Origin of the sequence: Pseudomonas sp. P20, assembly GCF_016463925.1 — a bacterium.
GTDB lineage: Bacteria > Pseudomonadota > Gammaproteobacteria > Pseudomonadales > Pseudomonadaceae > Pseudomonas > Pseudomonas aeruginosa.
Genome location: NZ_JAEMVM010000003.1, coordinates 243,618 through 263,944, shown reverse-complemented (window position 1 = coordinate 263,944; position 20,327 = coordinate 243,618). Strand labels below are relative to the sequence as shown.

The window sequence follows — 20,327 nt, the reverse complement described above, 5'->3', positions numbered from 1 at the left end:
GGTTCAGGAATCCTTGCGCAGCACGCCGAAGACGACGCGGTAGGTAGCGGGCAGCCCCTCGGGCTGGCGGAAACGCTCGTAGGCGGCGACCAGCGCGCGGATGCGCTGGCGCCCGGTCAGGCCGTCGGGCCGCCCGGGGTTGAGGTTGTGCGCGCCCAGCGCCTTGAGTTCGTGGGTCAGGCTGCGCAGGTCGGGGAAATGCAGGAGCCGGTCCTCGTGGCGCAGGGTCAGCGGCAGCAGGCCGCTGCCGGCCGCGTGTTGCAGGTAGTCGGCGAAGGCGCGGAAGCGATTGACGTGGACGAAGCCGTCCACCACCCGCCAACTGTCGCGCAACTCGCCCAGGGTACCGACGCACAGGCTGCTGAACGCCAGCACGCCGCCCGACCGCAGGACCCGCCGCGCCTCGGCCAGGACCGCCGGGAGGTCGGCGCACCACTGGATGGCCAGGCTGGAGAACAGCAGGTCGCAACTGCCGTCGCGCAACGGCAGCCTCTCGGCGTCGCCGCCGATGAAATGGCTGGCGCCGCCGCGCGCGCGGGCATGCCGCAGCATGCCTTCGGCGATATCCACGGCTAGGCCCTCGGCCGCACCGAAGCGTCGTTCCAGGGCCCGGCTGAAATAACCGGTGCCGCAGCCGAGATCGACCCAGCGGCGCGGCGAGAAGCCTTCCGGCAATGCCGACAGCAGGCTCTCACCGACGCCGCGCTGGAGTTCGGCCACCGCGTCGTAGCTGGCCGCCGCGCGGGAAAACGACGCGGCGACCTGGCGCTTGTCGGGCAGCGCGGCAACGCCATGGGGCGCCAGCAGCGGCGAGGAATCGTCAGGCATCGTCACCCTCGCGAAGGAATCTCAGGATTGCGCCGGCCACCTCGTCCGGGCATTCCAGCGGCAGGCCGTGACTGGCCGCCAGGGTCGAGACCTCGACGTCCGGCAGCCACTCGAGCAGGGCCTCGGCGGCGGCCAGCGGCACCAGCGCATCGGCTTCGGCGAACAGGTGCAATTGCGGCCCGCGGAAGTTTTCCAGGGCGGCCCGGGTATCCAGTTGGCCGAGCAACTGCAGGCCGGCGACCAGCGCCTCGCGCTCCAGCTGCGGCAGCGCCACCTGCAGTTGCCGCGCCAGGGTCCGAGGGTCGCGCGCACCCTGGCTGACCAGCAGGGTGAAACGCTTGCGGGTCAGGTGCGGTTCGAGCAGGAAAGCCTCGAAGAAGTCCTCGAAGGTTTCCGCCGGCATCGCGTTCGGCCAGTCCTCGCGCACGCGGAAGCACGGATTGCTGGCCAGGGTCAGCAGTCCCCGGCAATCGTCGCCGCGGCGCGCCGCCAGTTCGCCGGCGAGCATGCCTCCCAGCGACCAGCCGGCCAGCCAGCTATCGCGCGGCAGGTTATCGTCGAGTTCGTCGAGCCAGTCGGCGGCGTCGTCCAGCGACGGCAGCGGCTCGATCAACACGTTCAGGTGCGGCTCGCGCTCGTGCAGCGCGTCGCGCAGCGGTTCCAGCGGTGCGCTACCCAGGCCCCAGCCCGGCAACAGGATCAAGTGGTCACGCATCGTCTCCCTCCTCGGCTTCGATCTCTGCCAGAAGGCTAGACGACAGCTGTCGCCAGCTTTCGCCGAGGGCTTCGAGCAAGCGGTCGACCTGCGCTTCGCTGTGCGCGGCGGACAGCGTGACGCGCAGCCGCGCGCTGTTGGCCGGCACGGTTGGCGGGCGGATCGCGCCGACCATGATGCCACGGGCTCGAAGCATGCCGGCCAGGGCCACGGCCTGGCGGCTGCCGCCGACCAGGATCGGCTGGATCGGCGTGAAGCTGTCCATCAGGGTCAGGCCAAGCGCCTCGGCGCCATGGCGGAAACGGGCGATCAGCGCCGCCAGGTGTTGCCGCCGCCAGCTTTCGCGGCGCAGCAGCTCCAGGCTCTTCAGGGTGGCGCAGGCCACCGCTGGCGGCTGGCTGGTGGTGTAGATGTAGGGCCGGGCGTACTGGATCAGGGTCTCGATCAGTTCCTCGCTGCCCGCTACGAAGGCGCCGGCGGTACCGAAACCCTTGCCGAGGGTGCCGATCAGCACCGGCACCTGCTCCTGGCCGAGGCCGAAGTGTTCGACGATCCCGCCGCCGCTGGCGCCCAGCGGGCCGAAGCCATGCGCGTCGTCGACCATCAGCCAGGCGCCGCGGGCCTGCGCGACGGCGGCCAGGGCCGGCAGGTCGGCGAGATTGCCGTCCATGCTGAAGACCCCGTCGGTGACCACCAGGGTATTGCCCTCGGCCTTGTCCAGGCGCGCGGCGAGGCTTGCCGGGTCGTTGTGCAGGTAGCGCGAGAAACGCGCGCCGGAGAGCAATCCGGCATCCAGCAGCGAAGCGTGGTTGAGGCGGTCCTCCAGCACCGTGTCGCCCTTGCCGACCAGCGCGGTCACCGCGCCGAGATTGGCCATGTAGCCGGTGGAGAACAGCAGCGCGCGCGGCCGCCCGGTGAATTCGGCGAGGGCCAGCTCCAGTTCGTGGTGCGGGCCGCTGTGGCCGACCACCAGGTGCGAGGCGCCACCGCCCACGCCCCAGCGCTCGGCGCCGGCGCGCAGCGCGGCGATCACCTCGGGATGGTTGGCCAGGCCGAGGTAGTCGTTGGAACAGAAGGCCAGCAGCGGCTGGCCGTCGACCACGACGTCCGGGCCCTGGGCCGACTCCAGCAGCGGCCGCTGGCGGTAGAGGTCTTCCGCGCGCCGGCTGGCGAGGCGGGAAGCGAGATCGAAGGACATGGCAGGTCGCTCGTGTTGCTGGACGGACGCAGGCGCACCCGTCCACGCAGGGCCGACATCAGCGGCTGCAACGAAGGGACGGCGGCACCCTCCCTTCCAGTATGGTCAGGCGGAAGCGGCGTTATAGAACAGCTTCGATTCGCGTTGTTCCACCAACGCCTGCTCGATGGCGGCCTGGTGCACTTCGTCGGCGTGCTCTTCGCGCTCTTCCGGCTTGATGCCGAGACGGGCGAACAACTGCATGTCCTTTTCGGCCTGCGGGTTCTTCGTGGTCAGCAGCTTTTCGCCGTAGAAGATCGAGTTGGCCCCGGCCATGAAGGCCAGCGCCTGCATCTGCTCGTTCATCTGCTCGCGGCCGGCGGACAGGCGCACGTGGGACTTCGGCATCATGATCCGGGCCACCGCCAGGGTGCGGATGAAGTCGAAGGGATCGACGTCCTTCTCTTCCGCCAGGGGCGTGCCCTTGACCTTCACCAGCATGTTGATCGGCACCGACTCCGGGTGCTCCGGCAGGTTCGCCAGTTGGATCAGCAGGCCGGCGCGGTCGTCCACCGACTCGCCCATGCCGAGGATGCCGCCGGAGCAGATCTTCATCCCCGCCTCGCGCACGTAGGCCAGGGTCTGCAGGCGCTCGCTGTAGGTGCGGGTGGTGACGATGTTGCCGTAGAACTCCGGCGAGGTATCCAGGTTGTGGTTGTAGTAGTCGAGGCCGGCGTCCGCCAGCGCCTGGGTCTGTTCCTGGGTCAGGCGACCGAGGGTCATGCAGGTCTCCAGGCCGAGCTTCTTCACGCCCTTGACCATCTCCAGGACGTAGGGCATGTCCTTGGCCGACGGGTGCTTCCAGGCAGCGCCCATGCAGAAGCGGGTCGAACCGATGGCCTTGGCCTCGGCCGCCGCCTCGAGGACCTTCTGCACCTCCATCAGCTTCTCCTTGTCCAGGCCGGTGTTGTAGTGGCCGGACTGCGGGCAGTACTTGCAGTCCTCGGGGCAGGCGCCGGTCTTGATCGACAGCAGCGTCGAGACCTGCACGCGGTTCGGGTCGAAGTGCGCGCGATGCACCGTCTGCGCCTGGAACAGCAGGTCGTTGAACGGTTGCTCGAACAGGGCACGGACTTCGGCGAGGGACCAGTCGTGACGGGTGGCGACGGAAGCGGTTGCACTCATGGGGAAGATTCCTTCGACGCTTGTATGGCGCCTTTTGTCGGGGAGCCCCGGCACGCCGGGGGTCAGGCTCAAGGGCATCATAAGTGGCTGTATGACGCTGTCAACCCAACCCAGGACACAGGGCTACATCTGATCAATATTTGATCACTCATATAGAAGCCAGCAGTCATCGACTGCTCCAATCGGCCTCGTCCTCTATGTGGCACTCGGCTCCCTAGAAGAAACGGCGCAACTACCTCGGAAAACTACAAGTAATGCTTAGGATATTTCCTACAAGAAATAGGAAATATCTTATTTATATATTCCCTGGCAGGTTTCTAACATGGAGAAACATTGAATCTCTTGCCACCCTAGCGGTGCGCAACGAAAACAAGTTATCCAGACTTGAACCATGAACGCAACCAACCACCCTAAATATAGCCATTCAAAGCGCAGCGGAAGTATAACGAAAAATATATTCGACCCTTCCGACCAACCACTTTCCAAAACACGATACGGGTTTCATTCGGGCACATTCAGGAATATGAATGGAAAGCACCTCTTCCAGGTCCGAAGTTGGCTTCGGATGGTTCTTGCATCGATATTCGCCTGGCTGTGCATGTCCGCCCATGCCGATCTCTCGTTCGACGGCCAGAACCGTTTCGTGATGAAAGGCAAGCGCCTGCCGATCACGCTGGTCAACGAGGGCAAGGAGCCGGCCCTGGCGGAAATCTCCCTGGATTGGGGTACCGACGGCAAGGGGCAGGCGCTGCCCTTCGCCGTGTCCAGGCCGCTGCTCCGCCTGGGCGCCGGCCAGCGGGCCAAGGTGGAGGTGCTCTACCAGGGCCAGGGCCTGCCCACCGACCGCGAGACCTACCTGCTGTTGAGCGTGCTGGACGTGCCGCACGCGACTGGCAAAGGCGATGCTCTGCAAATCGCTCTGCGCCATCGTTTCAAACTGTTCTACCGACCGTCCTTGAAAGCTACCGTCGAGCAAGCCATGGCTGGCTTAACCTGGTCCTACGATCCTGAGGGTAGTCCCAGGACGCGGAATCCCTCTCCCTATTACGTGACCCTCAGCCAGGTGGAGTTTCTCGATGCGCCCGGGCGGCTCTGCGCCCCACCCATCGATCACCTGATGCTGGCTCCTTATACCGAACACTCATTCGACAGCATCGATTGCCAGGCCATCAAGGCTCGATATGAGGTAGTCAGCGACGCCGGCAACCTACGACCCTTTCAGGTCATATTGCCAACGAATGGGAAAGCTACCGCCAATCCACTCTGACCTAGAAGAGTTTCCCTATGAAGTTAACCATCCAACTCCTGTTCCTGGGACTGCTCCTGGCTCTATCCCAAAAAAGTCTCGCTTTGACTTGTCTGAAAAACGCGACGGACGTATCTGATCAAATCTCGATGGATACGACCGTCGCGGTACCCATTGCGCTTCCCAAGGACACCATTCTCTGGCGTTCCCCCAACTACAGTGTCAATATAAGTTGCTGGGCGAACCAGTTCTGGAACGCCGAAGAGGAGATCTATTTCTACCTCAGCCCCAAGGATCCTGGCTTGAGCATGATCGGACCCGACCTGGAGGTCGGACTGAACCTCGACGGGAAGGACATACGGTGTACGCAGGTCGATCGCTGCCGAATCAAGCTTCCCTATAAGACCCTGCCCTGCCGGAGCAATGCGCCTGGCGGCTGCCCACATCTGAAAACAAACTTCACGCTGCACTACAACTTCTTCATTTCCAAGCGAAGCCTTCCCGGCACCAGCAAGGAAGGGCCGATCGCTGGCCACGATAGCTACGTGATTTTCCAACTGGATGGTATTGGAGGTCCTATCGCCGACAACTTCCGCATGGTGCTCAATGGCCTGAACCAACTACGCTATGTCGCATGCTCGTCTACCCTGAGCATTTCACCCAAGACACTCGACTTCGGCCTCCTTCAAGCGCTTCAAGCCGCCACCAACCAGACCATCAAGGAAAAGCCCTTCCAGATCACTGCAAGCAAGAACTGCAATAGCGCCTATGGCCTGGGAGCACTTCTGAGACCCGTGAATTCTTCCAGCACCGTAGGCGACACGTTGGTGCCGGGAGACAACAAGTCCGTAGGCATCACCGTGCTCAGGCAAGAAGACCGTAGCATCGTCCCCTTCAACAAAGAATTCCAATTGGTGGAACACAGCAAAGACCAGGTCGTGGTGAAGAACTTCCTGGCCCAACTGAAATGGATGACCAACGCACCTACGTTGGGTCGATTCAATGCCACCGCTGCGATAGATATCTATTACAAGTGAGCGGGAGGCCGCTTCGCAGGCGGAAGCGGCCGGTATCGACGACTCAGCGCAGGAAGAAGTGCTGGAGTCGTTGCACTTGCCAGTTGTAACGGCGACGCGCCTCGAGACCTTCCTCCAGGCTGACGGGGACGAAACGCGCCTTCTGGTTCGGTTGCATCTGCGCCAGCCGGTTCAGGTCGGGGCTGATCACCGTGCCCAGCGTGGCATATCCCCCACCGGACACCGCATCACGATGCAGGACGATGGGTTCGAGCCCGCCCGGTACCTGGATCGAGCCGATGGGATAGCAGGCGTCGACGATGTTGGACGGGTCCGAGCCTGCGCCGAATGGCTGTTCGCGCGGCTCGAACCGGAGCGCCGTGCCGCCCTTGAAGCGGTAGCCGGTGCGGTCCGCCTCCGAACCGACGGTCCAGGTCTCGGCGAAGAAACGCTCGACCGCGTCGGGGGTCAGGCGATGGACGTAGAGTCCGGGAACCACCCGCAAGCTCACCTCGCCGCCGACCTCCACCTGCAGCGAACGCGGCAGCGCCAAGCCCTCCACGGCAGAGGGCGAGGCAGGCCCCAGAGGCAGCAGGTCGCCCTCCGCCAGCCGTCGTCCCTGCAAGCCACCGATCGCCCCCAGACCGTAGGTCGAACGACTGCCCAGCACCTCGGGTACCGCGATGCCGCCGTCGATGGCGAGATAGCCACGGGCGCCGGCACGGATGAAATCGAACCCCAGGACCTGGCCGGCGCGAACCCGGAAGGAAGTATCCAGCGGCATCTCCGCGCCCTCCAGGCGAGGCGTCATGCGCGCCCCGCACACGGCCACCAGGGCGTCGCGCTGGAACTCCAGCTGCGGCCCCAGCAGCGCGCACTCCAACACGGCGGCGGTCGGTGCGTTGCCCACCAGCAAGTTGGCAGCGCGCAGGGCATACTGGTCGAGCGCGCCGGACGGCGGGATGCCCAGGTGATAGTGGCCTTCGCGGCCGGCGTCCTGCACCGAGGTGGCGAGGCCGGGCTTGAGCACCTTAATCGACATACAGCACCTCCTGCAGATGTTGCGTGCAGCCTCGCGGATCGGCAAGGAACGCGTCGAGATCGAAACTCACCGGACGGATGCGCAGGTCGAATGTGCCCGCTTCGACTTCGGCCGCCATGCGCTCGTACTCGGTCCGCTCGATGGGGCGGAACTGGACGATGTCGCCAGCGCGGAAGAACACCATCGATTCCTCGAGATAGGGCAAGCCCTGGCGGGGATCGAAGATCGGCGCCGGAGTCACGCCGAACATCTGATAGCCGCCGGCACCGCGCACCGAATAGATGCAGCCGAAGCAACCGCCGTGGCCGAGGGTCAGCTTCGGCGTGTCGATGCGCGGACGCAGGTACTTGGGCACCTGCAACTGCCGCTCGCGCTCGACCATCTGGTACATGAACGGCAGGCCGGCGACGAAACCGACCATCGAGACGAACCACGGCGTGCCGCTGTGCGCCTGGATGAACGCCTGCACGTCGGCGTAGCCGTTGATCCGCGCAGCGTACTCGAGGTCGGTGGAGTCCGGGTCCTGGTGACGGTCGCGGAAGCGCATCAGGGTCTCGTGGGTCCAGGGATCGTTGTACAACACCGGCACTTCGACGATACGCGTCTCGATGCTGCGCGCGGCGACCGCCTCGACCTCCAGGCCACGCACCGTCTCCAGCAGCGCCTGCGGGGCCAGCCGGTCGGGGTCGAAGCGGACCTGGAACGAGGCGTTGGCCAGGCATACGTCGAGCACCCCGGGCAATTGCAGGGTCTCGATGGCGCGGGTGATCGCCATGCCGCGGAAGAAGGCTTCCAGCGACATGGACTCGGCGACCTCGGCGAACAGGTGCTCGTCGCCGCCGAAGCTGTAGCGGATGTTGGCATGCATCTCAAACCTCCTGCGCGGCGGCGGTCCGCTCGGCGAGCCAGGTTTCCAGGGTAGCGGTATCGAACTGCGCGGCCTGTACCCGCGCATCGGCGAGCAGCCAGCGGTGCAGCGGCAGGGTAGTGGCCATGCCGGCCAGCACGGTGCGCTCCAGCGCCTGGCGCGCGCGGGCGAACGCTTCGTCGCGGTCGCGACCATGGACGATCAGCTTGGCCAGCAACGAATCGTAGTACGGCGGCACCCGGTAGCCGGGATACAGGTGGCTGTCCACTCGCACGCCCTCGCCCTGCGGCCATTCCAGGCGCTCCACGGTGCCGGGGCTGGGGAAGAAATTGCGCGTCGGGTCTTCGGCGTTGATCCGCATCTCCAGCGCCGCGCCGTTCAGGCGAATGTCCTCCTGGCGCCAGGGCAGCGCCTCGCCGGCGGCGATGCGCAGCATAGCCTGGACCAGGTCGATGCCGGTGACCATCTCGCTGACCGGATGCTCGACCTGGATACGGGTGTTCATCTCGATGAAGAAGAACTCGCCGCTGTGCGCGTCGAACAGGTATTCCAGGGTGCCCGCGCCACGATAGCCGAGACTCTGCGCCAGGCGCACCGCGCTCTCGCAGAGGGCCTGGCGCTGCGCGCCGTCCAGCGCCGCCGAAGGTGCCTCCTCGAAGACCTTCTGGCGCCGCCGCTGCAGCGAGCATTCGCGTTCGAACAGATGCACCGCGCGCTCGCCATCGCCGAGGATCTGCACTTCGATGTGCCGCGCCTGGCGGATGAAGCGCTCCAGGTACACCGCCGGCGAACCGAAGGCGGCCTGCGCCTCGCGCTGGGCGATGGGGAATTCCCGACGCAGTTCGTCGGCGTCGTGGGCGATACGGATGCCACGCCCGCCGCCGCCGGCGGAGGCCTTGACCAGCAGCGGATAGCCGACCTCTTCGGCACAAGCCAGCGCCGCGTCGAGGTCGCCCAGCTCGCCGGGCGAGCCCGGCACCACCGGCACCCCGGCGGCCATCGCGGTACGCCGCGCCTCGGCCTTGTCGCCCATGCGGCGGATGGTCTGCGCCTCCGGACCGACGAAGACCAGGCCGGCCGCCTGCACCGCTTCGGCGAAGGCGGGGTTCTCGGAGAGGAAACCGTAGCCGGGATGGATCGAGTCGGCACCGGTTTCCCGCGCCGCCATGAGAATCGCCTCGATATCCAGGTAGCTCCGGTCGGCCCGCGCAGGGCCGATCAGGCGTACCTCATCGGCCAGCCGCGCGGCCAGCGAATCGCGATCCGCCTCGCTGCACACCGCTACCGTGGGAATGCCCAGTGCCTGCGCGGCGCGGATGATGCGCACGGCGATCTCGCCGCGATTGGCCACCAGCAGCTTGTTCAGTCGCTTGTGCATGGCATCCTCCTCAGGTAGCGCTGGCGATCACCGCCAGCACCTGGCCCGGCTCGATGGCCTCGCCATCTTCCACGTGGAACGCCTGGAGTATGCCGGCCTGCCCGGCCTGCACTTCGGAAAACTGCTTCATCACCTCGATCAGCCCGATCACGCTGCCGGCCTCGACCGCCTGCCCGACCTCCGCGTAGGGCGGCGCGTCGGGGCTGGCCTTGCGATAGAAGGTGCCGGGCAAGGGGGACTGCACGTTATGTTCGGCCATGACGAATCCTCATTATTCGAACGTTGTAGGAAATGGCAGAAAAGCTTGTCGCGAGGCTCGCCGAGGCGAGCGGCGCTCAACGCGGCGCCTTGATGCGGATGCCGGCGCCCTCCAGGCGCGCACGGGTGCTGGCGACCAGCTCCAGGGCACCGGGGGTATCGCTGTGGATGCACACCGAGTCGAAGGCGATGTCGAGGTCCTCGCCCTCGACGGTGCGCACCTTGCCCTCGCGGCAGGCGCGCAGGACCTTGTCGGCGACCTGCTGCGGATCGAGGGCGGCGACCCGCCGGGTGAAGACGATGGAGCCGCTGCGGTCGTAGTCGCGGTCGGCGTAGAACTCGCGCACCAGCGGCTGGCCCAGTTCCCGGCCGATGCGCCAGGTGGCCGAACCGGGCATGCAATAGAGCAGCAGTTCCGGTTCCAGGCGTTGCAGGGTCTCGACGAACAGGCGCGCGGCGACCTCGTCCCGCGCCAGGTGCATGTAGAGCGCGCCGTGGGGCTTGACGTGTTGCAGCGACAGGCCCTGCAGCCGGGCGAATTCGCGCAGTGCGCCAAGCTGGTAGAGCATGTCGTTGACCAGCTCAATGGCCGGCGCGGCGATGTGCCGACGCCCGAAGCCGACCAGGTCGCGGAAGCCCGGATGGGCGCCGATGGCCACGCCATGCTCGGCGGCCATCTCCACGGTGCGGCGCATGCTGCTCGGGTCGCCGGCATGGAAACCGGTGGCGATGTTGGCGCTGCTGATCAGCGGCATGATCGCCGCGTCCACGCCATCGCCGATGGTCCATGGGCCGAAGCCTTCGCCCATGTCGGAATTGAGGTCGACTTCAGTCATTGCCCGCAGGCCTCATCTGTCTTGTTGTTGGATGGAGCCACGGTAAAAGCCGGAAAAGGTATTGGGTAGATTTATTATTCGATAGACTGGTTTCTGAAAAACAGATACCTCCTCCGGATGCTCCCCATGGCCCTGACCCTCCGCCAGGTTCGCTACTTCATCGCCACCGCCGAGCTCGGCCAGATATCCCAGGCCGCCATCCACCTGAACATCTCGCAGTCGGCGGTGACCAGCGCGATCCAGGAACTGGAGGGCATGCTCGGCGTCGCCCTGTTCACCCGCACGGCCCAGGGCATGAACCTGACCGACAGCGGCCGGCACTTCCTCAACCACGCCTATTCGATCCAGCGCAGCGTCGACGACGCGCTCAACAGCCCGCAACCGGACACCCGGGTCGAAGGCACCCTGAAGGTCGCCGCCAGCTATACCGTGATGGGCTATTTCCTCCCCCACCACCTGCAACGCCTGGCGCAGTGGTACCCGGAACTGGAGCTGCAACTGTTCGAGGACGAGCGCGCCAGCATCGAGCGCGGCCTCCTCGACGGTCGCTACGACATCGCCGTGCTGCTCACCGGCAATCTCACCGAGCCCGGGATCGCCGCCGAAACCCTGTTCAACTCCGAGCGCCGGTTGTGGCTGCCCAGCCGCCATCCGCTGGGCGAGAAGGCCGACCTGGGCCTTGCCGACGTGGCCGGCGAGCCCTACATCATGCTCACCGTCGACGAGGCCGGGCAGAGCGCGCTGCGCTACTGGCAACAGAGCGGCCACCGGCCACAGGTGATCCTCCATACCAGTTCGGTGGAAGCGGTGCGCAGCATGGTCGCCAACGGCTCCGGCGTGGCCATCCTCTCCGACCTGGTGTACCGGCCCTGGTCGCTGGAAGGCAAACGCATCGAGACGCTATCGCTGGTCGACCCGGTGCCGTCGATGAGCGTCGGCCTGGCCTGGCGCCGCGACACCGAAGCGAGCGCCGGGATGCGCGCGTTCCGCGAATACTTCCGCCAGTCGTTCCTCGCTCCGCAGCAAAGCAGCAGCCGGCGCTGAACCCGGCGGCTAATCTCTGATCCAACGCTGGGAACACTCAGGACAGGACACTCATGGGTACAGAAGGCTTTTTCGACGGACTGGGCGAGATGCTGGGCAGGGCGATCCGCTTCGTGGTGGACCTGCTCTCCGGCCTGCTGGGCGGCATCTGGGACGCCATGGACGACTTCCTCCACGGCCTGGCCAGGGCCATCGGCATGGACGCATCGCTGTTCAGCTTCGTCTTCCTGGTGCTCGGCCTGTTGCTGCTCTACAGCGGTATACGCGCCTTCATGCGCCGCTCGATAGTCGGCGGGGTGATCTGGACGGTGCTCGGCCTGATCGTCATGAGCTGGCTCATCCACTGATCCACGCGTCGGCCGTTTCCGCAAGGAGCGAAGGAAGGTTTCGGTTATCCACAGGCGAGTTCCGAACCCGCTGGCAACGGCTGGTCGGCGGCGCGCGCCTGCGGTTGCATGGTGCGACATCCGCCAGGAAGTCCCGCCATGTCGTTCCTGCTTCGTCCTCTCACGCGCTGGCTTTTGCCGCCGCCGGCCTGCCTGCTCTGCGCCGCCCGCAGCGACCAGCCGCCCCGCCCACTGTGCCGCGCCTGTGCCGCCGACCTGCCCTGGTCGCGCCAGCAGTGCCGGCGCTGCGCCCTGCCCCTGCCGCTGGACGGCCAGGTGTGCGGCGAGTGCCTGCGCCGCCCGCCGGCCTATGAACAGGCGATCGCGCCCTGGCGCTACGCCTTTCCGCTCGACAGCCTGATCAACCGCTTCAAGCACCAGGCGGCCTGGCCGCTGGGGCGGCTGCTCGGCGAGTTGCTGGCGGAACACCTGCGGCAACGCTACGCCGAAGGCCTGCCGCGCCCGGCACGCCTGCTGCCGGTCCCGCTGGCGCCACGGCGCGAACGTCGTCGCGGCTTCAACCAGGCGCAACAGCTCGCCGAGCGACTGGCTGGCGAGCTGGACCTGCGCTGCGATCCGCACAGCCTGCGGCGAGTGCTGGATACTCCGGCCCAGCAGGGACTGGACGCGACGGTGCGGCGGCGCAACCTGCGCCACGCCTTCGCCCTGGCGCCCGCCAGCGATGTTCGCGGGCTGCACCTGGCACTGGTGGACGACGTGCTCACCACCGGGGCCACCGCCGAGCGCCTTTCCCGCCTGTTGCGCCGGGCGGGCGCCGCGCGGGTCGACGTCTACTGCCTGGCGCGCACGCCGAAGCCCGGCTGAGCTGGGCTAAACTGCCGCGCAACCGATACGGGAGAGGATCCATGCGCGCACTGCTGGTCGCGGCCTGCCTGTTGCTCGGCGGTTGCAGCCATTTCGCCGAAGACGACTGGCTGGGCGAAGACAAAGCCCTGCATTTCGCCAGTTCCGCGGCCCTTGCCGCGGCGGGCATGCAGATGGCCCACGACCGCGGCCTGCGCGGCGCTCGCCAGGCACGCTTCGGCCTGAGCGTCTCGCTCGCCTTCGGCGTCGGCAAGGAGTTCTACGACAGCCGTTCCGCCGGCAGCGGCTGGAGCTGGAAGGACCTCGCCTGGGACCTGGCCGGCGCCGCCGCCGGCTACGGTCTCTACCAGGCCGCCGAGTGACGCCCTTGCGTTTTGCCCATGGCTGTTGGAGCCTTCGCCGTATACGTCCGCTCATAGCGAAGCCTCCATGTCCGCACTCTCCACTCTCGCCCAGCACGTCACCCGTCGCCCGCAACGCATCGCCCTGCTCGCGCAGATCGCCGAACTGGGCTCCATCACCCGTGCGGCGAAGGCCGTGGGCATCAGCTACAAGGGCGCCTGGGACGCCATCGACGAACTGAACAACCTGGCCGAGCGTCCGCTGGTCGAGCGTAGCGTCGGCGGCAAGGGCGGCGGCGGCGCCCGGCTGACCGCCGAGGGCGAACGCCTGCTGGCTCTCTACCGGCGCCTGGAAGCCTTGCAAGCGCAGGTGTTGCAGGCCGCGGAAGACGCCGAGGACCTCAACCTGATCGGCCGCCTGATGCTCCGCACCAGCGCACGCAACCAATTGCACGGGCGGGTCCTGTCGATCCATGGCGAAGGCTTCCACGACCGCATCGCCATCGAGCTGCCAGGCCAGCAACGCATCGAGGCGCTGATCACCCGCGCCAGCACCGAGCAACTCGAACTCGGTCGCGGCCGCCCGGTACTGGCGCTGATCAAGGCCGGCTGGCTGGACGTCGGGCTGGAACCGCGCGAGGACCAGCCGAACCAGTTGCACGGCACCCTGGAGGAAATCCTCGCGGCCAAGGCCGGTCCCAGCGAGGTGCGCATCGCCCTGGGCAGCGGTCTTACCCTCTGCGCGCTGCTGTCCGGCGAACGCCTGGCCAGCCTGGGGCTGAAGAAGGGCCAGAAGGTGATCGCCTCCTTCGATCCAGCCCAGGTCCTGCTCGGCACGCCGCTGTGAACCTGCCGGCCCGCGCCGGCTTGCGTACACTAGGGGTCTTTCGAGCCTTGGATGCCCCGTCATGTCCCATCCCTTCGACCAACTGACCCCCGACCTCGTCCTGGATGCCGTGGAAAGCCTCGGCTATCTCAGCGACGCACGGGTGCTGGCGCTCAACAGCTACGAAAACCGCGTGTACCAGGTCGGCATCGAGGACGGCGAGCCGCTGATCGCCAAGTTCTACCGACCGGACCGCTGGAGCGACGCGGCGATCCGCGAGGAGCACGCCTTCTGCGCCGAGCTGGCGGAATGCGAGGTGCCGGTGGTGGCGCCGCTGTCGCGCGACGGCGAAAGCCTGTTCGCATTCTCCGGCTTCCGCTTCGCCCTGTTCCCGCGGCGCGGCGGGCGCGCGCCCGAGCCGGGCAATCTCGACCAGCTCTACCGCCTCGGCCAGTTGCTCGGCCGCCTGCACGCGGTCGGCGCCACGCGGCCGTTCGAGCACCGCGAGGCGCTCGCTGTGGATAACTTCGGCCACGCCTCGCTGGCCACCCTGCTGGAAGGCAATTTCATCCCCAGGAGCCTGCTGCCGGCCTACGAGTCGGTCGCCCGCGACCTGCTGAAACGCCTCGACGCCCTGTTCGCCGAGGTGCCCTACCAGCCGATCCGCCTGCACGGCGACTGCCATCCGGGCAACCTGCTGTGCCGCGACGAGGTCTACCACATGGTCGATCTCGACGACTGCCGCATGGGCCCGGCTCTCCAGGACCTGTGGATGATGCTCGCCGGCGAGCGCCACGAACGCCTGGCGCAGATTGCCGAACTGGTCGACGGCTACAACGAGTTCCACGACTTCGACCCGCGCCAGCTACCGCTGCTCGAAGGCCTGCGCAGCCTCCGCCTGATGCACTACAGCGCCTGGCTCGCGCGGCGCTGGGACGACCCGGCGTTCCCGCCGAGCTTCCCCTGGTTCGGCAGCGAACGTTACTGGGGCGAGCAGGTGCTGGTGCTGCGCGAACAACTGGCGGCGCTGGACGAGGAACCGCTGCGACTGTTCTGAGCCTCCTGCGGACGGGGCGAATGGCGCGCGGCGCTATCCGTCCCGCCGCGGGGCAGGCGAGGGAACGGCAAGTGTGCCGGTGCTTTTCCGCGGGAACTGTGCGCAGACAAGCTCGCCACCCCCCTACTAGAATTCACAGGTCATCCGCGCGTGCATACCGTGCACGGCCATTCTTACCTGCCTGACGTTTCAAGGATTCTCCATGGCGACCGCCAACCTCCGTCGGGGCTATGTCCTCGGCCTGACGGCTTATGTGATCTGGGGACTGTTCCCGCTCTACTTCAAACTGCTCGAACGCATTCCCGCGGTGGAAATCATCGTCCAGCGCGCGGTCTGGTCGGCCCTGTTCGGCGCCGTCCTGCTGCTGTTCTGGAAGCACCCGGGCTGGTGGCGCGAGCTGCGCCAGAATCCGCAGCGCTTCGTCGTGCTGGCCGCCAGCGGACTGCTGATCGCCAGCAACTGGATGACCTATGTCTGGGCGGTGAACAACGGCCACATGCTGGAAGCCAGCCTGGGCTACTACATCAATCCGCTGATCAACGTGATGCTCGGCATGTTGCTGCTCAAGGAACGCCTGCGTCCCCTGCAATGGCTGGCGGTGGCCCTGGCTTCGCTGGGCGTGGCGCAGCAGGTCTGGCAACTCGGCAGCCTGCCCTGGGTGTCGCTGGTGCTGGCCCTGACCTTCGGCTTCTACGGCCTGATCCGCAAAAAGGCGCCGGTCGCCGCGCTGCCCGGACTGGTGGTGGAAACCTGGCTGCTGCTGCCGCTGGCGCTGGTCTGGTTGCTGTTTTTCGCCGACGGGCCGACCAGCGAAACGGCTTTCTGGAGCACCCCGGAAGCCCTGTGGGTGGTCGCCGCGGGCCCGGTGACGCTGGTTCCGCTGGTCTGCTTCAACGCTGCGGCAAGGCACCTGCCCTACGCCACCCTGGGCTTCCTGCAATACCTGGCGCCGACGCTGGTCCTGCTACAGGCGATCCTGCTGTTCGGCGAGCATCTGGACTCCAGCCGCCTGACCGCCTTCGCTTTCATCTGGCTCGCCCTGGCCGTCTACAGCTTCGACGCCTGGCGCAGCCTGCGCCGCCTTCCCCAGCCGGGCTGACGTTATCCCCAGGCTTGCGGAACTCCGCAAGCCTGGCGAAAAAACACGCACTCCTTCCTATCCCCCGCCAATACTGACGCTCAGCGATCCACCCCAGGCTTTTCCACAGGATCATGCACGCACTTTGTGCATATACCTGCCTTCTCCTCTCCGCAGGCACGTGGATAACTCTTCGGAAGAGGCCCTGCAAAGCGCCTGATCAGTCTTTGAGCATACCGCTGCATGCAAGGCTTACCAAGGGTTACAACGATATACACAAGGCTTATCCACAAATCTGCCCAAGGCTTTTGTGAGCAACTGTGGATGAACCGGAAAAGCCATCGATCAAAAAACGTACGGATACCTGTAATACCGATGAATAAAGGCCTGCATGGATTTTTCCCCGGCTTACCCACAGACTGCTCCACGTTATTTGTGCACAGGGGCAACGATAGCGGCGAAGGTTAATCCACAAGCAAAAGCGCAAGAGAGGCTGCTCAGAAAACGATCAAACCCTTGTATCGCCCATGGATAAAGGCCTGCAAGGTTATCCACACAGAATACCCACAGGCTGGTCCACCTGGTTTGGGAATAACCGCAACGCAGCTGGTCAAAAAACGCGCTACGACCTCCAAGCCTCGCGGCGCCTGGGCTTCAGGGTTTCACCCAAGGCTTTTCCACAGGCCCGTCCCCGGCTTTCCTGAACAACTTCAGGACGCGTCCAGCACCAACTCCACCATCAGGTCGTCGGCCAGGTCTTCCAGTCGCTCGCGCAGGGTGTCCAGCGACAGGGTCAGCGGCACCGCCAGCAGCGCATCGGCATGGAACAGCGGTTCGCTGCTCATCGGCGCCGGGCGCACTTCGGTGGACAGGCTCTCCAGGTTCACCCCGTGCTCGGCCAGCAGCCGGGTGATGTCACGCACGATACCGGGGCGGTCGTTGCCCACCAGGTCGAGGTGGATAGGCTTCCAGTTGCATACCGGCTCGATCCCGCTTTCCGCCAGGAGCACGCGGATACCGTGGCTGGACAGGCCCTGTAGCCCTTCCACCAGTTCGTCGTAGCCTTCCGCCGGCACGGCCACCCGCAGTATCCCGGCGAACTGCCCGGCCATCCGCGACATGCGGCTTTCCAGCCAGTTGCCGCCGTGGGAGGCGATGCATTGGGCGATGCGCTCGACCAGGCCGGGATGGTCGGTGGCGATCACGGTCAGGACCAGGTGATCCATGAGCTTGCCTCCTGCTGGGACGAATGGGAGTTCAGAGCTGCAGCCAGTAAGTGTAGAACTGTTCGTTACGGACATAGCCGAGGCGCTCGTAGAGCGACTGCCCGGCGTGGTTGGTCTTCGCCGTCTCCAGTTGCAGGCCGCAGGCGCCCATGCTTTCGGCGAAACCCCGGGCCTGGTTCATCAGGGCCTCGCCGACGCCCTGGCGGCGCGCCTCCGGACGGACGTAGAGATCGCTGAGCAGCCACGAAGGTCGTAGCGCAAGGGAGGCGAACAGCGGATAGAGTTGGACGAAGCCCAGCGCCCGCGCCTCGGCATCCCTGGCCAGGAACAGGGTCGAATCGCCCTGGCGCAGGCGCTCGGCGAGGAATGCGCGGACCTGCTCTTCCGGCGCCGGCACTTCGTAGAAGTCGAGGTAGGCGGAAAACAGCGGAACCAGGTCGGCGAGATCGGCGAGGGATGCGGCATGGACGGGCATGGCGAGGCTCCTGGGGCGATTCCGGGAGTATAGGCAAGGCGCTCGCAGCGCAGTGAAACATCCTGCGACGCCGCGCCGCAGTTGGGCTCGCGATAAATCGTGTACTGTTTTTAGATTTATCTGGAACAAAGTACAGTTTTTTTGCGAACATTGAGCCTGGCCAACGTGACCGTGAAGCGTCATCCAGTCGTAACGCGACGCGTAACCACTGATTTTTCCCGCGGCATCATGTAGTATGCCGCGGCTCGGACTACAAGGCCGTGCGGCCCGGGTCCAGAGCTGGTCTAGAGCAGAGTGAGGCAAACAATGACTGAACGCGTTCAAGTCGGTGGCCTGCAGGTCGCCAAAGTCCTGTTCGACTTCGTGAACAACGAAGCCATCCCCGGAACCGGCGTCTCTGCCGACACGTTCTGGACCGGTGCGGAGGCCGTGATCAACGACCTGGCGCCGAAGAATAAAGCCCTGCTCGCCAAGCGCGACGAACTCCAGGCCAAGATCGACGGCTGGCACCAGGCTCGCGCCGGCCAGGCCCACGACGCAGCTGCCTACAAGGCCTTCCTCGAGGAAATCGGCTACCTGCTGCCCGAGGCGGAAGACTTCCAGGCCGGCACCCAGAACGTCGACGACGAGATCGCCCGCATGGCCGGCCCGCAGCTGGTGGTGCCGGTGATGAATGCGCGCTTCGCCCTCAACGCCTCCAACGCCCGCTGGGGCTCGCTGTACGACGCACTCTACGGCACCGACGTGATCAGCGAAGAAGGCGGCGCCGAGAAAGGCAAGGGCTACAACAAGGTTCGCGGCGACAAGGTCATCGCCTTCGCTCGCGCCTTCCTCGACGAGGCCGCGCCGCTGGAGTCCGGCTCCCATGTCGACGCCACTTCCTACAGCGTGAAGAACGGCGCGCTGGTCGTCGCGCTGAAGAACGGCAGCGAAACCGGCCTGAAGAATGCTGGCCAGTTCCTTGCCTTCCAGGGCGACGCCGCCAAGCCGCAAGCGGTACTGCTCAAGCACAACGGCCTGCACTTCGAAATCCAGATCGACCCGAGCAGCCCGGTCGGCCAGACCGATGCCGCAGGCGTGAAGGACGTGCTGATGGAAGCCGCCCTCACCACCATCATGGACTGCGAGGACTCGGTCGCCGCGGTCGACGCCGACGACAAGGTAGTGATCTACCGCAACTGGCTGGGCCTGATGAAAGGCGACCTGGCCGAGGAAGTCAGCAAGGGCGGCAGCACCTTCACCCGCACCATGAACCCGGACCGCGTCTACACCAGGGCCGACGGTTCCGAACTGACCCTGCACGGCCGCTCGCTGCTGTTCGTGCGCAACGTCGGCCACCTGATGACCAACGATGCGATCCTCGACAAGGACGGCAACGAAGTGCCGGAAGGCATCCAGGACGGTCTGTTCACCAGCCTGATCGCCATTCATGACCTGAACGGCAACACCAGCCGCAAGAACAGCCGCACCGGCAGCGTGTATATCGTCAAGCCGAAGATGCACGGTCCGGAAGAAGCCGCCTTCACCAACGAGCTGTTCGGCCGCGTCGAGGACGTCCTCGGCCTGCCGCGCAACACCCTGAAGGTCGGCATCATGGACGAGGAGCGCCGCACCACCGTGAACCTGAAGGCCTGCATCAAGGCGGCCAAGGATCGCGTGGTGTTCATCAACACCGGCTTCCTCGACCGCACCGGCGACGAGATCCACACCTCCATGGAAGCCGGCGCCGTGGTGCGCAAGGGCGCCATGAAGTCGGAGAAGTGGATCGGCGCCTACGAGAACAACAACGTCGACGTCGGCCTGGCCACCGGCCTGCAAGGCAAGGCGCAGATCGGCAAGGGCATGTGGGCCATGCCCGACCTGATGGCCGCCATGCTCGAGCAGAAGATCGGCCATCCGCTGGCCGGCGCCAACACCGCCTGGGTCCCGTCGCCGACCGCCGCGACCCTGCACGCCCTGCATTACCACAAGGTCGACGTGTTCGCCCGCCAGGCCGAGCTGGCCAAGCGCACCCCGGCCTCGGTGGACGATATCCTGACCATTCCGCTGGCGCCGAACACCAACTGGACCGCGGAAGAGATCAAGAACGAGGTGGACAACAACGCCCAGGGCATCCTCGGCTATGTCGTCCGCTGGATCGACCAGGGCGTCGGCTGCTCCAAGGTGCCGGACATCAACGACGTCGGTCTGATGGAAGACCGCGCCACCCTGCGCATCTCCAGCCAGCTGCTGGCCAACTGGCTGCGTCACGGCGTGATCAGCCAGGAGCAGGTGGTCGAGAGCCTCAAGCGCATGGCCGTGGTGGTCGACCGGCAGAACGCCAGCGACCCGTCCTACCGGCCGATGGCGCCGAACTTCGACGACAACGTCGCGTTCCAGGCCGCCCTGGAGCTGGTGGTGGAAGGCACCCGGCAGCCGAACGGCTATACCGAGCCGGTCCTGCATCGCCGCCGCCGCGAGTTCAAGGCGAAGAACGGGCTGTAGGCCGTTCGCCGCAGCGCAACGAAAAGCCGCCCCGAG

At 65.9% G+C, this 20,327-nt stretch carries 21 protein-coding genes; 10 read left to right on the top strand and 11 right to left on the bottom strand.

Features of this window, described 5'->3' with window-relative positions; all coding sequences use genetic code 11:
* Window positions 1–3 precede the first annotated feature (3 nt).
* From bioC to bioB, 4 genes are all read right to left on the bottom strand, one after another.
* Complete coding sequence (bioC, locus tag JHD77_RS05400) at window positions 4–828, bottom strand: malonyl-ACP O-methyltransferase BioC (RefSeq protein WP_003103333.1); 825 nt, start codon at window positions 826–828, stop codon at window positions 4–6.
* Window positions 821–1,543: an alpha/beta fold hydrolase gene (locus tag JHD77_RS05395; protein WP_003103332.1), complete on the bottom strand. Its 723-nt coding sequence runs from the start codon at window positions 1,541–1,543 to the stop codon at window positions 821–823. The genes bioC and JHD77_RS05395 overlap by 8 nt, the downstream gene beginning before the upstream one ends.
* Window positions 1,536–2,741, bottom strand: coding sequence for an 8-amino-7-oxononanoate synthase (gene bioF, locus JHD77_RS05390; protein ID WP_003084826.1), 1,206 nt, complete (start codon window positions 2,739–2,741; stop codon window positions 1,536–1,538). The genes JHD77_RS05395 and bioF overlap by 8 nt, the downstream gene beginning before the upstream one ends.
* 105 nt (window positions 2,742–2,846) lie before the next feature.
* Window positions 2,847–3,905, bottom strand: coding sequence for a biotin synthase BioB (bioB, locus tag JHD77_RS05385; protein WP_031756981.1), 1,059 nt, complete (start codon window positions 3,903–3,905; stop codon window positions 2,847–2,849).
* A gap of 565 nt (window positions 3,906–4,470) precedes the next feature.
* Between bioB and JHD77_RS05380 the strand changes: the two genes are divergently transcribed.
* Together JHD77_RS05380 and JHD77_RS05375 are read left to right on the top strand one after the other, a co-directional pair.
* Window positions 4,471–5,172, top strand: a complete 702-nt coding sequence (locus JHD77_RS05380) for a fimbrial biogenesis chaperone (RefSeq protein WP_017001557.1) — start codon at window positions 4,471–4,473, stop codon at window positions 5,170–5,172.
* 17 nt (window positions 5,173–5,189) lie between these two features.
* Window positions 5,190–6,188 (top strand): fimbrial protein, encoded by a 999-nt coding sequence (locus tag JHD77_RS05375; RefSeq protein WP_003103326.1) that lies wholly within the window; start codon window positions 5,190–5,192, stop codon window positions 6,186–6,188.
* A gap of 43 nt (window positions 6,189–6,231) precedes the next feature.
* On the opposite strand, the gene JHD77_RS05370 is transcribed toward JHD77_RS05375, so the two are convergent.
* The 5 genes from JHD77_RS05370 to JHD77_RS05350 all read right to left on the bottom strand — a co-directional run bounded on the left by JHD77_RS05370 (window position 6,232) and on the right by JHD77_RS05350 (window position 10,549).
* Window positions 6,232–7,209 (bottom strand): biotin-dependent carboxyltransferase family protein, encoded by a 978-nt coding sequence (locus tag JHD77_RS05370; protein WP_003103324.1) that lies wholly within the window; start codon window positions 7,207–7,209, stop codon window positions 6,232–6,234.
* A complete protein-coding gene (locus JHD77_RS05365) occupies window positions 7,199–8,077 on the bottom strand; it encodes a 5-oxoprolinase subunit B family protein (RefSeq protein WP_003103323.1) in 879 nt (292 codons plus the stop codon). The genes JHD77_RS05370 and JHD77_RS05365 overlap by 11 nt, the downstream gene beginning before the upstream one ends.
* 1 nt (window position 8,078) lies before the next feature.
* Window positions 8,079–9,455, bottom strand: a complete 1,377-nt coding sequence (locus JHD77_RS05360) for an acetyl-CoA carboxylase biotin carboxylase subunit (protein ID WP_003103320.1) — start codon at window positions 9,453–9,455, stop codon at window positions 8,079–8,081.
* A 10-nt stretch (window positions 9,456–9,465) separates the two neighbouring features.
* On the bottom strand, window positions 9,466–9,714 hold the full coding sequence (locus JHD77_RS05355; protein ID WP_003084813.1) for an acetyl-CoA carboxylase: 249 nt from the start codon (window positions 9,712–9,714) through the stop codon (window positions 9,466–9,468).
* Window positions 9,715–9,790: 76 nt separating this feature from the next.
* Complete coding sequence (locus JHD77_RS05350) at window positions 9,791–10,549, bottom strand: 5-oxoprolinase subunit PxpA (protein WP_003103315.1); 759 nt, start codon at window positions 10,547–10,549, stop codon at window positions 9,791–9,793.
* Between the two features lie 117 nt (window positions 10,550–10,666).
* Here JHD77_RS05350 and JHD77_RS05345 point away from each other — a divergent pair, with 117 nt between their 5' ends.
* The 7 genes from JHD77_RS05345 to rarD all read left to right on the top strand — a co-directional run bounded on the left by JHD77_RS05345 (window position 10,667) and on the right by rarD (window position 16,127).
* Entirely contained in the window at window positions 10,667–11,593 is a 927-nt protein-coding gene (locus tag JHD77_RS05345) for a LysR family transcriptional regulator (protein ID WP_074231244.1), read from the top strand.
* A 53-nt stretch (window positions 11,594–11,646) separates the two neighbouring features.
* Entirely contained in the window at window positions 11,647–11,940 is a 294-nt protein-coding gene (locus JHD77_RS05340) for a hypothetical protein (RefSeq protein WP_003113255.1), read from the top strand.
* Window positions 11,941–12,078: 138 nt separating this feature from the next.
* Complete coding sequence (locus JHD77_RS05335) at window positions 12,079–12,804, top strand: ComF family protein (RefSeq protein WP_031756987.1); 726 nt, start codon at window positions 12,079–12,081, stop codon at window positions 12,802–12,804.
* A gap of 41 nt (window positions 12,805–12,845) precedes the next feature.
* Window positions 12,846–13,166: a YfiM family lipoprotein gene (locus JHD77_RS05330; protein ID WP_003117926.1), complete on the top strand. Its 321-nt coding sequence runs from the start codon at window positions 12,846–12,848 to the stop codon at window positions 13,164–13,166.
* Window positions 13,167–13,233: 67 nt separating this feature from the next.
* A complete protein-coding gene (locus JHD77_RS05325) occupies window positions 13,234–13,992 on the top strand; it encodes a TOBE domain-containing protein (protein ID WP_003084796.1) in 759 nt (252 codons plus the stop codon).
* A 61-nt stretch (window positions 13,993–14,053) separates the two neighbouring features.
* Window positions 14,054–15,028: a serine/threonine protein kinase gene (locus tag JHD77_RS05320; protein ID WP_031756990.1), complete on the top strand. Its 975-nt coding sequence runs from the start codon at window positions 14,054–14,056 to the stop codon at window positions 15,026–15,028.
* Window positions 15,029–15,230: 202 nt separating this feature from the next.
* Entirely contained in the window at window positions 15,231–16,127 is an 897-nt protein-coding gene (gene rarD / locus JHD77_RS05315) for an EamA family transporter RarD (RefSeq protein WP_003103301.1), read from the top strand.
* Between the two features lie 689 nt (window positions 16,128–16,816).
* Here the strand turns inward: rarD and JHD77_RS05310 are convergent.
* Window positions 16,817–17,332, bottom strand: a complete 516-nt coding sequence (locus JHD77_RS05310; protein WP_003084789.1) for a glycine cleavage system protein R — start codon at window positions 17,330–17,332, stop codon at window positions 16,817–16,819.
* A 31-nt stretch (window positions 17,333–17,363) separates the two neighbouring features.
* Window positions 17,364–17,807: a GNAT family N-acetyltransferase gene (locus JHD77_RS05305; RefSeq protein ID WP_003160880.1), complete on the bottom strand. Its 444-nt coding sequence runs from the start codon at window positions 17,805–17,807 to the stop codon at window positions 17,364–17,366.
* A 306-nt stretch (window positions 17,808–18,113) separates the two neighbouring features.
* On the opposite strand from JHD77_RS05305, the gene JHD77_RS05300 reads away from it, so the two are divergent.
* Complete coding sequence (locus tag JHD77_RS05300) at window positions 18,114–20,291, top strand: malate synthase G (RefSeq protein ID WP_003105217.1); 2,178 nt, start codon at window positions 18,114–18,116, stop codon at window positions 20,289–20,291.
* The last annotated feature ends 36 nt before the right edge of the window (window positions 20,292–20,327 follow it).

What these genes read in the sequence shown, in the direction of transcription:
- bioC (WP_003103333.1), bottom strand. Translation starts at nt 828, where the DNA reads ATGCCTGACGATTCCTCGCCGCTGCTGGCGCCCCATGGCGTTGCCGCG.
- JHD77_RS05395 (WP_003103332.1), bottom strand. Translation starts at nt 1,543, where the DNA reads ATGCGTGACCACTTGATCCTGTTGCCGGGCTGGGGCCTGGGTAGCGCA.
- bioF (WP_003084826.1), bottom strand. Translation starts at nt 2,741, where the DNA reads ATGTCCTTCGATCTCGCTTCCCGCCTCGCCAGCCGGCGCGCGGAAGAC.
- bioB (WP_031756981.1), bottom strand. Translation starts at nt 3,905, where the DNA reads ATGAGTGCAACCGCTTCCGTCGCCACCCGTCACGACTGGTCCCTCGCC.
- JHD77_RS05380 (WP_017001557.1), top strand. Translation starts at nt 4,471, where the DNA reads ATGGTTCTTGCATCGATATTCGCCTGGCTGTGCATGTCCGCCCATGCC.
- JHD77_RS05375 (WP_003103326.1), top strand. Translation starts at nt 5,190, where the DNA reads ATGAAGTTAACCATCCAACTCCTGTTCCTGGGACTGCTCCTGGCTCTA.
- JHD77_RS05370 (WP_003103324.1), bottom strand. Translation starts at nt 7,209, where the DNA reads ATGTCGATTAAGGTGCTCAAGCCCGGCCTCGCCACCTCGGTGCAGGAC.
- JHD77_RS05365 (WP_003103323.1), bottom strand. Translation starts at nt 8,077, where the DNA reads ATGCATGCCAACATCCGCTACAGCTTCGGCGGCGACGAGCACCTGTTC.
- JHD77_RS05360 (WP_003103320.1), bottom strand. Translation starts at nt 9,455, where the DNA reads ATGCACAAGCGACTGAACAAGCTGCTGGTGGCCAATCGCGGCGAGATC.
- JHD77_RS05355 (WP_003084813.1), bottom strand. Translation starts at nt 9,714, where the DNA reads ATGGCCGAACATAACGTGCAGTCCCCCTTGCCCGGCACCTTCTATCGC.
- JHD77_RS05350 (WP_003103315.1), bottom strand. Translation starts at nt 10,549, where the DNA reads ATGACTGAAGTCGACCTCAATTCCGACATGGGCGAAGGCTTCGGCCCA.
- JHD77_RS05345 (WP_074231244.1), top strand. Translation starts at nt 10,667, where the DNA reads ATGCTCCCCATGGCCCTGACCCTCCGCCAGGTTCGCTACTTCATCGCC.
- JHD77_RS05340 (WP_003113255.1), top strand. Translation starts at nt 11,647, where the DNA reads ATGGGTACAGAAGGCTTTTTCGACGGACTGGGCGAGATGCTGGGCAGG.
- JHD77_RS05335 (WP_031756987.1), top strand. Translation starts at nt 12,079, where the DNA reads ATGTCGTTCCTGCTTCGTCCTCTCACGCGCTGGCTTTTGCCGCCGCCG.
- JHD77_RS05330 (WP_003117926.1), top strand. Translation starts at nt 12,846, where the DNA reads ATGCGCGCACTGCTGGTCGCGGCCTGCCTGTTGCTCGGCGGTTGCAGC.
- JHD77_RS05325 (WP_003084796.1), top strand. Translation starts at nt 13,234, where the DNA reads ATGTCCGCACTCTCCACTCTCGCCCAGCACGTCACCCGTCGCCCGCAA.
- JHD77_RS05320 (WP_031756990.1), top strand. Translation starts at nt 14,054, where the DNA reads ATGTCCCATCCCTTCGACCAACTGACCCCCGACCTCGTCCTGGATGCC.
- rarD (WP_003103301.1), top strand. Translation starts at nt 15,231, where the DNA reads ATGGCGACCGCCAACCTCCGTCGGGGCTATGTCCTCGGCCTGACGGCT.
- JHD77_RS05310 (WP_003084789.1), bottom strand. Translation starts at nt 17,332, where the DNA reads ATGGATCACCTGGTCCTGACCGTGATCGCCACCGACCATCCCGGCCTG.
- JHD77_RS05305 (WP_003160880.1), bottom strand. Translation starts at nt 17,807, where the DNA reads ATGCCCGTCCATGCCGCATCCCTCGCCGATCTCGCCGACCTGGTTCCG.
- JHD77_RS05300 (WP_003105217.1), top strand. Translation starts at nt 18,114, where the DNA reads ATGACTGAACGCGTTCAAGTCGGTGGCCTGCAGGTCGCCAAAGTCCTG.